This is a genomic window from Pararhizobium sp. IMCC3301 (genome assembly GCF_030758315.1).
In the GTDB taxonomy this organism is placed as follows: Bacteria; Pseudomonadota; Alphaproteobacteria; order Rhizobiales.
This window is the reverse complement of the sequence record NZ_CP132336.1, coordinates 235776-250020: the sequence shown is the minus strand read 5'-3', so window position 1 is coordinate 250020 and position 14245 is coordinate 235776. Positions and strand designations below refer to the sequence as shown.

The 14245-nt window shown below is 55.8% G+C and carries 9 protein-coding genes and 1 tRNA gene; 4 read left to right on the top strand and 6 right to left on the bottom strand.

Annotated features, from left to right (window positions below):
• Positions 1 to 9: 9 nt before the first annotated feature.
• Positions 10 to 2853: an EAL domain-containing protein gene (locus RAL88_RS01190; RefSeq protein WP_306266677.1), complete on the top strand. Its 2844-nt coding sequence runs from the start codon at positions 10 to 12 to the stop codon at positions 2851 to 2853.
• Positions 2854 to 2908: 55 nt separating this feature from the next.
• Here RAL88_RS01190 and RAL88_RS01185 read toward each other — a convergent pair whose 3' ends face one another.
• From RAL88_RS01185 to RAL88_RS01175, 3 genes are all read right to left on the bottom strand, one after another.
• Positions 2909 to 3643, bottom strand: coding sequence for a PopZ family protein (locus RAL88_RS01185; protein ID WP_306266676.1), 735 nt, complete (start codon positions 3641 to 3643; stop codon positions 2909 to 2911).
• Positions 3644 to 3850: 207 nt separating this feature from the next.
• On the bottom strand, positions 3851 to 5245 hold the full coding sequence (locus RAL88_RS01180; RefSeq protein ID WP_306266675.1) for a TolC family outer membrane protein: 1395 nt from the start codon (positions 5243 to 5245) through the stop codon (positions 3851 to 3853).
• 176 nt (positions 5246 to 5421) lie between these two features.
• Positions 5422 to 6090 carry a protein-L-isoaspartate O-methyltransferase gene (locus tag RAL88_RS01175; protein ID WP_306266673.1) on the bottom strand — a complete coding sequence of 223 codons (669 nt, stop codon included), beginning with the start codon at positions 6088 to 6090 and terminating at the stop codon, positions 5422 to 5424.
• 256 nt (positions 6091 to 6346) lie between these two features.
• Between RAL88_RS01175 and RAL88_RS01170 the strand changes: the two genes are divergently transcribed.
• From RAL88_RS01170 to cbiB, 3 genes are all read left to right on the top strand, one after another.
• Positions 6347 to 6420, top strand: a tRNA-Cys gene (locus RAL88_RS01170).
• 72 nt (positions 6421 to 6492) lie between these two features.
• Positions 6493 to 7461, top strand: coding sequence for a threonine-phosphate decarboxylase (locus RAL88_RS01165; protein WP_306266672.1), 969 nt, complete (start codon positions 6493 to 6495; stop codon positions 7459 to 7461).
• Positions 7451 to 8437: an adenosylcobinamide-phosphate synthase CbiB gene (cbiB, locus tag RAL88_RS01160; RefSeq protein WP_306266671.1), complete on the top strand. Its 987-nt coding sequence runs from the start codon at positions 7451 to 7453 to the stop codon at positions 8435 to 8437. Before RAL88_RS01165 ends, cbiB begins: the two co-directional genes overlap by 11 nt.
• Here the strand turns inward: cbiB and RAL88_RS01155 are convergent.
• Genes RAL88_RS01155 through cobN form a run of 3 tightly spaced genes read right to left on the bottom strand, consistent with a single transcriptional unit; the run spans position 8419 to position 14243 of the window.
• Positions 8419 to 9885, bottom strand: coding sequence for a cobyric acid synthase (locus RAL88_RS01155; protein WP_306266669.1), 1467 nt, complete (start codon positions 9883 to 9885; stop codon positions 8419 to 8421). The genes cbiB and RAL88_RS01155 overlap by 19 nt on opposite strands.
• 3 nt (positions 9886 to 9888) lie before the next feature.
• Positions 9889 to 10515: a cob(I)yrinic acid a,c-diamide adenosyltransferase gene (cobO, locus tag RAL88_RS01150; protein ID WP_306266668.1), complete on the bottom strand. Its 627-nt coding sequence runs from the start codon at positions 10513 to 10515 to the stop codon at positions 9889 to 9891.
• Positions 10512 to 14243 carry a cobaltochelatase subunit CobN gene (gene cobN, locus RAL88_RS01145; RefSeq protein WP_306266666.1) on the bottom strand — a complete coding sequence of 1244 codons (3732 nt, stop codon included), beginning with the start codon at positions 14241 to 14243 and terminating at the stop codon, positions 10512 to 10514. Before cobN ends, cobO begins: the two co-directional genes overlap by 4 nt.
• Between the last annotated feature and the right edge of the window lie 2 nt (positions 14244 to 14245).

Below are 14245 nucleotides of genomic sequence, written 5' to 3'. Positions count from 1 at the left end.
ATTGATGTTATGAAAACCATTTGCAGCCTCTGGCGGACCGGTCTTGCCGGTCCGGATTGGCTCAAGCTCGGTTTTATTCCCATCCTGTTGTTGCTGCTGGCGTTTGTCTCCCAACAGGTCAACATTTGGCACGAAGCGGAAAACTGGACCGAAGAAAGCCGCATGGCGCTGTCTAAACGTCCTGCCAGCGGCGATATTGTCTTCGTTGCCATTGACAAGCAAACGCTTGATGAAATCGGCGTCTGGCCATGGCCTCGCAGTGTGATGGCGGAGGCGATTGATCGACTGGTTGAAAGCAACGCGCTTGAGATTTTCATTGATGTTGATTTCAGCACACCGTCGAGCCCGGAGCAGGATGCAATTCTTGCAAAGTCTATCCGCCAGGCAAATGGCACAGTCAGTCTGGCTGCTTTCTCCCAGACATCTTCAGTAAAGTCCGGTACAGAAGATATTGCTGATAGCGTGCCACTGCCAATATTTCTGGACAGTGCCTGGCTGGCAACGGTGAATGTTTTTCCGGACCATGACGGGATTGTCCGCAGATTTCCGTTTGGTAATATGATTGCCGGAGAGCCAGAATCGTCAATGCCGGCGCTTCTGTCCGGGAAATCGGGGCTGTCTGGCTTGGATTTCGCCATAAATTTCGCTATCGATCCCGATACCGTTCCACTCTATTCATTCATCGACCTGCTCAGCAACAAACTGCCCGAGTCCGGTTTGGAGCAGAAAACTGTGGTGATCGGAGCGCATGCCGTAGAATTGCGCGACACATTTGCTGTGCCGGTCTACGGGTCGCTTCCAGGTGCAATGTTGCAGATTGTTGCAGCGGAAACCTTGAAGCAGAATTTTGAGATTGTTCGGATATTGGCGATCTGGCCTTTGCTGTTCTGTGCCCTCCTCCAGTTTTTGGTCCTGTTACTTTGGAAATCAACGCATCTGCTAACGCGAATAGGTGCGGTACTTGCCATCTCAATTTTGGCCGAAGGTATTGGCTTTATCCTGTTTTATACCAGCTCAATCTCACTGCCGACGGCAGCTCTGCATGCAATGAACCTTGCTCTGCTCCTCGTTCTTGCTGTTCGTGAATTTGGTTTGCGAAATTGGCTGATAGTTTTGGCCGATGCTCGGACGCGAAATGCCAATAACCTTTTGAGACAGGTCTTCGATGACAGTTCCGAGGCAATTCTGATTGTAGATGAAGCCGGGGCTGTCCTTGAAGCAAGCCCGAAAGCCCGAATTATATTCGGGCAATCTGCAGTGCAGCGCGAAAACCCTGAAAACTGCATTGTCATGCCAGAGCCTATTCTGGAATGCGTGCGCCAAAGTCTGGCGGACCTGAACCAGGGCGTCAGAGCCAGTGACACAGGCGGAGAACTGATTCTGACATCGGCAACAGACGATAAAATAATAGAGTTTACGGTGACGCCCTCCCGGCTGACCAATACTGAGACACGCACTCAATTCCTTGCAGATGGACGCTCCATCGCCTGTGTCACTGCGCGGGATATCACAACAAAACGCCGACAGGCGGAACGGCTGGACTTTCTTTCAAAGCGCGATGAGCTTACCGGCGCTTTCAGACGGCACGCATTTCTGGACATCTTGAATCAGAAACTGGCGCGGCTGACCCCGGCGCAATCCTGTCAGATAATGGCCATCAATCTCAATCGGTTCAAGACTGTCAACACAACCCTCGGGCGCGATGTGGGCGATCAGTTGTTGTGCGCGGTTGTGACCCGTCTGGCGGAGTCCGAGATTGGCGTCGAGTGTATTTCAAGATTGGGCGGTGATACATTTGCGGTGCTGTTGCAAGAGACCGATCCGCAGCTTCAGTTGCATGTCACAAGCCTGCAGGTCGCGAATTTGTTGGCACAAACCTATTTTCTCGAAAGCGGCTCCATCCAAATTGACGTCAGGATAAGTTACGCCCGTTCTGAAAGTCCGACACAAGCCGCAGATGCCTTGCTGAATTGCGCTGAGATGACACTGGATGAGGGCACCGATGTCGCCGGGCAGTCTGTCCGGCCTTATGATCCGGTTTCGTCAGCAAAACATGCTCGGGCCCGGCAGATCGAACGAGAACTCAGACCGGCATTGGAAAACCGGGATTTTCAGATCCTATATCAGCCGCAGGTCGACGTGAATGGACGACATCTGGTGGGCATGGAAGCCCTGACGCGCTGGTCTCATCCGGTTCTTGGCGCGGTGTCGCCCGACGAATTTATAGCAATTGCTGAAGCCAGTGGAATGATTGAACCATTAGGGGACTGGATTCTGCAGGCAGCGTGTTGCGAGGCAGCAAACTGGACGGAGGCGATTCCCGTTGCCGTCAACGTGTCCCCGGTGCAATTCCTGCGCGGAGACATTATCGCCAGTGTTACGTCCGCGTTGGAGACATCCGGACTGAAGCCAAACCATCTTCAACTGGAGATAACGGAATCGACCATTCTGACGTGCAGCGATGCCGTGCTGCAAACCATGCATGATCTGCGGTCTCTTGGCGTTACACTTGCCCTGGACGATTTCGGCACAGGCTACGCTTCGCTCGGTTATATGACCCAGTTTCCGTTTGATCAGGTGAAGGTCGACAAATCGTTCATCCGTAATCTGACGACCGACCCCACGAGCCAATCTATCGTGCAGTTTACCAAGACTCTATCTGATGTGGTTGGCGCAACAATGTTGTGCGAAGGCGTTGAAACCGAGGAGCAGCTCACGTTCCTGAAGTTGATTGGCTGTGATCAGGCTCAGGGGTTCTTGTTCGGCACTCCACTATCAGCAAAAATAATTCGAAGAATGATTGCGGAAATCGCCAATTCGGAACACATCGAAGAATATTCGCGCACTGCGTGAGATCAGCGCCTCTGCGGGCACAAATTCAGACCGGACCCGCAGCAGAGCGTAAAATTCAATTCTTTCCAGTCAGCCTGCGGATTTCCGCTGCAACCATTTTTTCGACAAGTGGCGGCAGGTTCTGATCAAGCCAAGATTGCAGCATAGGCCGCAGCATTTCCTTCACGAGATCTTCCATAGTCTTTGCCTGGCCGGAAACAACGAGCCCGGAAAGACTGGAAAATGCCTCTGAGACTGAACGTTCAGCCTGCTGGCTGACGAGGTTTTCGAACATGCCCCCGGCCTTTGGCTCGGGATCTACCGGCAGCGCTGTGTGCGGAGATGCTGTCTCACCACCCACGTCAAACATGACGTCCATTCCATCAACGATCGGTATTTCATCAGGTTCATCGTCGGGTTCGGCGTCATCGATTTCGGCCGTTGTGAGTTGTACGACGTCATCGTAGTTATCTTCAGAGGTGGCTTCAGCTACGGGCTCACTCGGATCATCGGTTGCGAAGGCGGGTTTTGGACCAGACCTTGGCTCAGGTTCAGGCACAGATGTCTCATCTGCTTCATTATCGGAATCAAACAAAGCTTCGAGATCATCCGTCGACATGGACCGGTTGCCGCTCACGGTATCCCCTTCCTGTTCAGTGGAATCGGAAACGACCGCTTCCACACCATCGGTTTCGCTCGATTTGAAACCGGGCACTGGCGCTGCATTGTCTTCCTCGTCGGTTATAATCCGGCGGATGGAAGCCAAAATTTCTTCCATCGAAGGTTCTTGCGCGGCGGCGGAGTTGGACATGTGCTTTTCCCAAGTATTAGGCCAACCAACAACTGACTGGCTTCGCCAAATGTCAAGGGTGCGCCGATTCGCTGGCCATCAGTATATCTGACACAGGGTCAGAATGAGAACCCCGCAACCTGAAGACTGCAGAGCCTGTGTGAATGTCGCCTGTCAACATCAGATTTCCTGGCTGATCCAGGAAACTGACGCGCTGTAGATATACGTTCAGCGGCCGTCCGGTGTGCGCAAGCCGAACCACTTATCGCGCACTTGTTCATAATGCTCTTCAGGCTGGTAAATCTGGCCGCTGAGGCCCAGCCTCTGTGCATTGAGTTTGCCCACAGCCGAAACCAGTGCAAAAGCGGCGACAACCTGATCGCGTCTGGCAGATACCAGATTTACGCGCGCGTCCTGAAGCTCCTGTTGTGCGTTCAGCACGTCAAGAGTTGTGCGTTGGCCAACCCGCTGCTCCTCGATCACGCCGCTCAACGCAATCTGGCTGGCGTTTCGCTGAGCCTCGGCGGCCACAATAACGGCGCGGCTGGCTGTCAGTTGACCCCAGGCTGAAATGACTGAAGCCCGGACCTGCTGTCGGGTCAAATCCAACTCCAGCAAACGCTGTCCTTCAATCTCCTTTGCTTGACGCACCCGAGAGGACACGCGGCCTCCCTGATAAATCGGGATATTGATACGGCCGGTAATCGAGGCGCTGTCGCGTTGTCTCGTGGCGCCATCAAAATTGTAGGTTCTTGTGACATCGCCTTCCAACGTGACGGTCGGCAGCAACTCGCCTTCGATCACTTTGGTGTTGAAGGACGAGGAATCGGCATTATAGGTCGCCGCCAGAATCGCTGGGTGATCGCTGAGCGCAACAGCCAGTGCAGCGTCAAGCGTGTTGGGTAGCAGTCTGTCAGCAGTAAAATTCTGCTTCAGATTACCCGGTTGATTGCCGATGATTTGCTGATAAATCGCCCGGCTGGAATTCAGTGTCGCCTGGGCCAAATTCAATTGAGATGCAGCAAGACTGATCCGCGCATCGGATTGTGCGACATCTGTTCGCGTCGTTTCGCCGACTTCAAACCGGTCCCTTGTAGCGCGGCCCTGTTCGCCCAAAAAGGTCATGTTCTGGGATCTGAGCTCAACCAATGCCTGGTCGCGCAGCACATTCATGAAAGCTTCTGCAGCTGAAAACAGGATATTCTGTTCGGTGTTCAGCAGGCTGGCTCGACTGGCCAGTACTGCCGCTTCCGCCTGTTTGGTGCCATTTGCCGTGCGAAAGCCGCGAAACAGGTTTTGCGTGACATTCAGACCGAGCGTGCCGCTTCCTATGTCGGTTGACGTGTCCGGACCGTTGCGGACGTCGGTGTCGGTCCAGGTTTGCTGGAGACTGCCGCTTGCGTTGACATTCGGGCGGTACCCGGAAAGAGCCTGCGGAACACCCTCATCCACCGCTCGAGTAGCTGCTCTGGCGACATTCAATTCCGGATTGTTGCTATAGGCGGATGACAGCGCCTGAAGCAGCGTTTCGGCATTGGAAATAGCCGGAACTGCCATGGTCATGACGGCTGCGAGCGCTGCTGTGGTTATCCCTGACAAAATGCCCTGATTTTTTCTTCCCACACCGAATCCTTTCAAGACCGCTAAACGTCGCGACGCGGACATCGTTTCCGCGCCTGTCTGTATACAGTCACTAACTGCTCCGGCCACAATGCAGGCCATTGAATGCGATTTCAGCGCCGTTCAGGCGCCCTGCAACCGTCAAATCGATCAGATGCACAATTCCGCATTGATCTGATCTAAAATACAAAACTTTCGACCCGCTCAAAGCCCGGCATTGGCGGTACGCTGGCATTGATGATCGGAACGCAAGTGGCACCCGCGCCGGTTTTCCTGAAAACCGACAGATTACCGGAATGGCCATGACCGACAAAGCTCAAAAGCCGTCCGTCTGACCGCAACTGATCAAACAGTACCGGCGGCACTTCATCAACTGCTCCGTTGATGATTATCACATCATAGGGGCCTTCTTTGGCATATCCGTTGTGCAATTCACTTTGCAGGACCACCGCATTGTCGATTTTCAGATCCATCAGATTGCCGGTTGCGATATCCACCAGATCGGCGGCGCTTTCGATGGCCACGACGGATTCGCAAAATCCTGCCAGAATCGCGGTCGAGTATCCGGTGCCACACCCGATATCGAGCACCAGATCACTGGGCTTGAGCTGTGCGGCCTGAACCAGACGGGCAAACGGATAGGCCTCCATCAGATAGCGCTGCTCTCCCGACCCATTGTTCCAGACCGGGACGTCACTATCGGTATACGCAAATGCCCGGCGATCTGCCGGCACGAATATTTCCCGTGCCAATTGCCCGAACCGGTCAAGAACGGCGGAAGATGTCACGTCATTTGTGCGAAGCTGGTGTTCCACCATATTCTTTCGCAAATCTGCAAAATCCGTCATCGCTCAGATTCTCTCATCTTGGGCCATTTGAATGTCCCCCAGGTTGCATAGTCCATACCGGTGCGGGGCAGAGCACGCAAGACTGGATTACAGCGCTGCGACGTTTGATTACATATTTTATGAAAGGGCAACTGCACGTGTCCCACCTTGCTGGCATTAACGCTAAGACAGGTTCTCTTGCGGAAACTGTCACCAGAACGCGTTTTGCTGTTGTCCGAATGAATCCGGTTTGCTAAAGCCACAGCATCCAAATGAAGGCCTCGTGGCGGAGTGGTTACGCAGCGGATTGCAAATCCGTGAACCCCGGTTCGATTCCGGGCGAGGCCTCCAGTTTGTGTAAGACTGCTTTTGCTCTGCACGACGGAATGGCCATCTGATATGAAACATGGTGGCGAACCTCCTTTGGACAAATCTCGTAATGCTGATGCATGGCTGGATCTTTCGACCGGCATCAACTCGCTGGCCTATCCCTTGCCAGAACTCAATTCTGCCGACTGGCAGAGCCTCCCATCTGCACGGAACAGAGAAGGGTTGCTGGAAACAGCAAGGGCCTATTACAATGTACCCGCAGACACAGCGATAGGCGCTGTGCCCGGAACCGAGGCGGCGATCAACCAGCTGCCGGATTTTCTGCCGGGTCCGGTCGCTATTGCCGAACCGACCTATTCCAGTCATCGCGCGGCCTGGAGCGCCCGCGGTCATGACGTGTATGGGCACAGCGCTGGTGCCACTGCAGTGGCCAGCCAACATCTGATTATCGTCAATCCCAACAATCCGACGGGCGAACTCAGACCCGCTGAAACATTGCTCAAATTGGCTGGAGAACTCTCGCCGGATTGCGTGTTGATCGTCGATGAGGCCTTTATGGATTGCACCCCGGCGTGCAGCATCGTGCCGCATCTTCGCCCTGACCTGCCGATCATTGTATTGAAATCATTCGGGAAATTTTTCGGCCTTGCTGGTTTGCGACTTGGATTTGTGATTGGCCGGCGCGATCTGGTGGAAGCTGTGTCAAACCGGTTTGGCGACTGGAGCATCAGCGGTCCTGCCCTGCGGATCGGCAAAGTTGCGCTGGAAGATCGGGCATGGCAGGCGGCAAGCCGCATCCACCTGAAACACAGTATGGACCGGCTGGAGACGTTTCTGAAAGGCCCGGACAGGATTCTCGGAAGGACTGATCTGTTTCTGCTGTACCGCCAAACTGACGCTGTCCGGCTGCATCGGCATCTGGCCGAACGACAGATCTGGACGCGGATGTTTTCCTCTCAACCGACATGGTTGCGCTTTGGCGCGCCAGCCAGCATGAGCGATTTCAGCCGTCTTGCCCAAAGTCTTGGAGAGTTTGAGGATTTCCAGCGCGATGCTTCTTGACTATACGCTGTTTCTGTCCGGAACGCTGGCAAGCCTGCTTGTCGTCCTGCTGCTGGACGCCATTCTAGGCGACCCGGATTGGCTGTGGCGCCGTATTCCGCATCCGGTAGCCTGGATCGGTGCGCTGATCAGCGGTCTCGACAAGCTGCTCAATTTCAGGCGCATCGGTGCGGGAAACTATCTGACAGGCAGTGTTCTGATCCTGATTCTGATCAGTGTTGCCGCTGCAGCCGGTTTGGGAATGCGCTGGGTGTCAGGGCAATCTCTTGCCGGATCAGCCGGCATGATTCTGGCAGCGTCTGTTCTGCTGGCGCAAAAAAGCCTTTATGGCCATGTTGCTGCTGTTGCCAATGCCCTTGGTGGTGCCGATCTTCAGCAGGCGCGTAAGGCGGTTTCCAGGATTGTCGGCCGCAATCCGGAGCAACTTGATCAAACCGGCATAGCCCGCGCCGCCATTGAATCGACGGCAGAAAACCTGTCGGATGGCGTAATTGCGCCCGCCTTCTGGTTCGCAATTGCCGGTTTTCCCGGACTTCTGGTCTACAAGGCTGTCAACACAGCGGATTCAATGATCGGGCACCGCAACGAAACCTATCGCGCCTTTGGCTGGGCGGCGGCACGGCTTGACGATCTGCTCAACCTCATACCCGCGCGCATAACCGCCATCCTGCTGGCTCTGTGCGCGCCGATAGTGGGCGGTTCAGTGATAAAGACGTTAATCGGCACTTTGCGCGAGGCCCGCTGGCATCGTTCCCCCAATGCGGGATGGCCCGAGGCTGCAACCGCCCATGCACTCGGCATTTCGCTGGCCGGACCAAGACAATATGACAGCGTGAAAATTGAGGCGCCCTTCTTCAATGGCGGTGGCCGCGATACTGCCGATGAAGTCGATATCCGCCGGGCATTGCGGCAGATGGTTGCGGTGCTGATCCTGCACTGGCTTGTCTATCTCGGGCTTTACGCTGCTCTTGCATAGGCGATATCCAGCAACGCGCCGATATCGAGATGGGTTTCCAGATGTTGCGCCAACTCATCCAGACACTGATCAATCGCCTGATCATAGCGATAATCCGAGGCCGCGAGGCCAAATCCCTGCAGATACCTGCGGCGGAAGGCGTCAGCGCTGAAAGTTCCATGCATATAGGTGCCGCAGACCAGGCCGTTCGGGCTATGTGCTCCATCCGTGCGCCCGGAAATATGCGCAAAGGGGCGCTCGCAATCCGAACCGGTGGTTTCACCAAGATGTATCTCGTAGCCCGTTACCGCCAAACCGCTAGCGCAATGCACGCCACGGGCCGGACTGGTTGTCTTGGTTCGGCTCAGGGTCGTTTCAATATCGAGATGGCCGAGCCCCTCAATCGACCGCGCAGGGCCTTCAACGCCATGAGGATCAGAAATGCGCCTGCCGAGCATCTGATAGCCACCGCACAGACCGATCACCGGCCTGCCCTGTCGCAGATGCGCGGCAATATCAATATCCCAGCCCTCGGCTTTGAGGAATTCCAGATCCGAAATGGTGGATTTCGAACCGGGCAGCAAAATCAGATCGGCATTTTGCGGCAGCGGCTCGCCGGATTCGACCAGATGCACCGACACATCCGGTTCAGACGCCAGCGGATCGAGATCATCAAAATTGGCAATTCGCGGTAATTTCGGCACTGCAATGGTGAAACTGCCCGATGAGTTGACCCCGGTTTGCAGGTCCAGCACATCTTCTGCCGGCAAGCGCCGCGCCTGCGAAAAATACGGCACAACGCCCAGAGGCCGCCATCCGGTTCGCTTCGCAATTTCCGACAGGCCGTCATCGAACAGGGACACGTCGCCGCGGAATTTGTTGATCAGAAAGCCCTTGATGCGCTGGCGTTCGCTGACAGGCAGCACAGTGTGGGTGCCGACCACACTGGCAATCACTCCGCCCCGGTCGATATCGCCGATCAGAACCACCGGAACATCGGCGGCTTCGGCAAAACCCATATTGGCGATGTCCCCTGCCCGCAGATTGATTTCCGCCGGGCTTCCCGCGCCTTCCACCAGAATGAGATCATAATCCGCTTCCAATGCCTGAAAACTTTCCAGCACATTCGGCATCAATGTCATTTTATGAGATCCATATTCATGCGCCCGCATGGTACCGGCCAAGCGCCCCTGAACGATGATCTGGGCACCGATTTCGCTTTCCGGTTTCAGCAGCACCGGGTTCATATGAATACTCGGCGCCAGGCGCGCCGCGCGGGCCTGCAGCATTTGCGCCCGGCCAATTTCGCCGCCATCAGCGACACCGGCATTGTTCGACATGTTCTGCGGCTTGAATGGTGCTACTTTTATGCCGCGCTGAACCAGGGCCCGCGCCAGACCCGCAACCAGAATCGACTTGCCGACATTGGAGCCGGTTCCCTGCAGCATCAGCGCCGGTTTGCGCGACATGTTTTAGAACTCGATCCCGACTTGCGCTTTAACGCCGGAACGGAATGGATGCTTGATCATGGTCATTTCCGTGACCAGATCTGCGATTTCGATGAGCGATTCCTTGGCGTTGCGGCCGGTAATGACAACATGCTTGTCATGGGGTTTCTGTTTCAGAAACGCGACCACTTCTTCCACGTCGATATAATCGTAACGCAGCACTATGTTCAACTCGTCGAGCAGCACCAGTTTGTGCTCATCATCCATGATCAGCTGTTTGGCTTTCTCCCAGGCTTCGTGGGCCGCCTTTATGTCGCGCTGACGGTCCTGGGTTTCCCAGGTAAAGCCTTCACCCATGGTGAAGTGCGAGACCAGTTCGGGAAACCGTTCCAGCACGGTGCGCTCTCCGGTTTCCCATTTGCCCTTGACGAATTGGACAATGCCGATCTTGTGGCCATGGCCGAGCGAGCGGAAAACAAGCCCGAAAGCAGCGGTGGATTTGCCCTTGCCTTTCCCGGTATGGACAATCACAAGGCCCTTTTCGATTGTTTTGGTGGCGATGATCTTGTCACGCGCCGCCTTCTTTTTCTTCATTTTTTCGGCATGGCGCGCATTGAGTTGTTCTTCCGTCATGTTATCCTTGATGCTCATGCGACTTTCTCCCCTTTGAGGTATTTCAACTCGGCAAAAATACTGTTGCGCCGTGGCTGCCACAATTCCCGGTCAATGGCCTGAAGAAAGCGGTCAGCCATTTCCTTCAGCGCAGCGGGATTGTGCAGTTCAATGAACTGGCGCACATCCTCATCATCAAAATAAGCGTCATAAAGCAGATCAAACTGGTGGCTCTGAACCGCCTTTGTGGTGGCGGCATAGGCAAACAGATAATCGAGCGTGGCGGCCATCTCGAATGCGCCCTTATAGCCGTGGCGCATCATTCCGGCGATCCATTTGGGATTGGCTGCGCGGCCGCGAACTACCCGGGCCAGCTCTTCCTGCAATGAGCGTATCACCGGTGTTTCGGGACGCGAATGATCGCCATGATAGACGGCGGGTTCCACGCCTGACAGTGTTGCTACAGCCGCCGTCAAACCACCCTGGAACTGATAATAATCATCACTGTCGAGAATGTCATGTTCCCTGTTGTCCTGGTTCTGCAGCACCAGCTGGGTCTGGCCCAGACGGGTTTCCAGCATATCGCGGGCGCCATCGCCTTCCGACCCTGCGCCATAGGCAAAACCGCCCCATATGAGGAAGCTTTCAGCGAAATCCGAGCGGTCTTCCCACAGATTTTCATCAATCAGGGCCTGCAGCCCGGCGCCGTAGGTCCCCGGCATTGAGCCGAAGATACGGAAACCGGCGCGCTTTGCGGCATCTTCCTCAGACAGGCCGGCCGACACCAGCTTGCGTGTTTCCGCCCGCACGCGGGTGGCAATCGGATTGGCATCTTCCGGTTCGTCCAGTTCAGCAACACCACGCACCGCACTGTCAAACAGATCGATCTGCAGCGGGAACGCATCGCGGAAGAAACCGGAGATGCGCAGCGTGACATCGACACGCGGCCGTTTCAGCTCCGACAAGGGGATGATCCTGAAGCCGGTCACCCGGCCCGAAAGCGCTTCCCAGACAGGTTCAACACCGATCAACGCCATGGCCTGTGCAATATCGTCTCCGCCGGTGCGCATATTGGAAGTGCCCCAGGCTGTCAGCGCAAGGGCTGCCGGCCATTCACCTTGCTCCTGGAAATAACGCTCGGTCACAAGCTCAGCCGATTGCCGGCCAAGCTGCCAGGCGGCTTTGGTCGGCACGGACCGCACATCCACGGAATAAAAGTTACGTCCTGTCGGCAGGCAATCCAGCCGCCCGCGCGTTGGCGCGCCCGACGGCCCCGGCGGCACGAACGAACCGTTGAGCGCGGTCATGCAGGCTTGGATTTCAGATATGCCGCTGTCATCAAGGGCTTTTGCCATAGCTCCATTTACGTAAGTCAGAACGGTTGCAGTCTTGTCCCACTGCTTTTGAACGGCCAGATCGCCATTCACCAACTGCGCCGCAAGGCTTTCAATCCGTTCCAAAGTATCGGCATTGGTGCGCCATGGCCGGTCTGAAGCCCCAGCCAACGCGTCCGGCGCAGGCCCGGTCCAGGGCGCTGATAACTCACAATCCAGCGGATCGAACCGGTCAAGGCCCAAATCTGCTGCCAGTGCCCGGTGCAAAGACATGTGCGACGAGCCGGGCACGCGGGCCAGTGCCACCAGCGTATCGGTTCTTTGCCTGCCGGTCGGTGACTGGCCCAAACTGTGCAGGCCGTCGCGTATCTGCATTTCCTTCAATTCGCAGATGTAGCCGTCAAGGCGTTGCAGAACCTCATGTTTTTCGACGCCGGGGGGTAAACCAAGTTCGGCTCCGAGCGCGTGGCGTTCAATCGCTTCCAAAATCTGTTCTTCCAGCAATCTGACGCGTTTGGGGTCGACACCGGTTGCCAGAAAATATTCATCGATCAGCGCTTCGATTTCCGATAACGGGCCGTAGGTTTCTGCACGGGTCATGGCCGGCATCAGGTGATCGACAATCACCGAACTGATGCGGCGTTTGGCCTGGGCTCCTTCTCCCGGATCATTGACGATGAACGGATAGACTACAGGCAGGCCCTGCATGATCGCGTCGGGCCAGCATTCCGAGGACAGGGCCAAGGCTTTGCCCGGCAGCCACTCGGTGTTGCCGTGCTTGCCCATATGGATCAGCGCATCGGCACCAAATTCGCCGCGCAGCCAGGCATAAAACGCCAGATAATTATGCGGCGGCACAAGGGCCGGATCATGATAGGTCTCTTTGGGATCAATATTGTAACCCCGTGCCGGCTGTATTCCGACGGCAATGTTGCCGAAAGTGTGGACGGCAAGTCGGAAGATGCCGTCTATGCAGGCGGGATCATCTTGAGGCGCGCCCCATCGTTCTTCAACTGCTTTTTGAAGAGATTTTGGCAATTCTTTATAGTGATGGAGATATTGCTCAAGTGTGAGTCCTTGCTTTGCCTGCCTTAGGCGAACTTCGTCAAATGCATTTGTCGGACCGCTCATCAACAGATCCATCAGGGATTTGCCGTCTTCCGGCGCATGGTCTGCCGTGTAGTTTTCGGCCTGAAGGGCTCTCATCAGCGCGATCGTGCTTGCCGGCGTATCAAGTCCGACGCCATTGGCCATGCGACCATCCTTATTGGGATAGTTCGACAGGATGAGAGCCAGCTTCTTGTCTGAAGCTGCAGCATCGCGCAATCGGGACCATGCCGCAGCCTGTGTGGCAAGCCGGTTGATGCGGTCATTGATCGGGACAAAACGTGTCGGCCGGCATTCAGTCCTTGTATCAAACGCATCCTCTTCCTTGAATGAAATGACCTGGGTCAGTACACGGCCATCGATCTCGGGCAGCACCACATGCATGGTCAGGTCTTTGGCGGTAAGGCCCCGGTCGCTTTCCCGCCAGCCCGCTTCGGAAGTGCCGGACATGACAAATTGCAGCACCATCCTGCCGGCCTGATCCAGAGGCGTTGCAACATGTTGACCGCCGGCTTTGGATACGGCGAAAGCCGTGCCATTGAGGGTGATCGACGGGCTTGCCTGGGCTAGAATGCTGCTCAGAACGGCAACCGATTCAGGGTCTTTCAGGCTGGAGACATAGATCGGCAGAGCGTTGAGGCCCGCCCTGTTCAGCGCTTCTATCAGCGCGTCAATCGGTGCCGTAGCATTGGCCTGAACGCTGGACCGGTAAAACACAATGGCTGCTGTGCCATTGTGGACAAAGCTGTTCTGAATGGCGTCAAGCGCTGGCTCTGCTTCACCGGGCCAGTACAGCCCGGCCTTGGGAAGCTGTTTGGGCGGTGCTGCCGGACTTTCGTATCCAATCTGCTGCGCCAGATACCGAAGCGCGTTTTTGAGGTTTTCAACGCCGCCCTCAACGCAATAGCGCCAGAAAGTGCGGGCTGTTGCAATGTCCAGCGTGGTCTCGGCTTCAAGGTCACTGTCCCAGCTGGCGTCTCCCGGAACAACAATGATCCTGACAGATCTGGCACGAGCCAGTTCAGCCAGCCTTTCCAATCCGTAGGACCAGTAATTACGCCCGCCCAGCACCCGCACGACGATCAGCTTTGCCTGTGCAAGCGTGTTGTCCGCATACAGATCCACCGAATAGGGATGCGACAGGGCCATCAGGCTGGCAATTCGCAGACTTGGAAAGCCCTTTTCCAACGATCCGGCGGCATAAGCAAATCCGGATATTTCCGTATCGGCGGCTGTCAGAATAACAATGTCCCCAGGCGACTGCGCAAGGTCGACGGCCTCTTCGCCATCTTCAATACGTCGCGCCTGAGCCTGGAGAATATGCACTG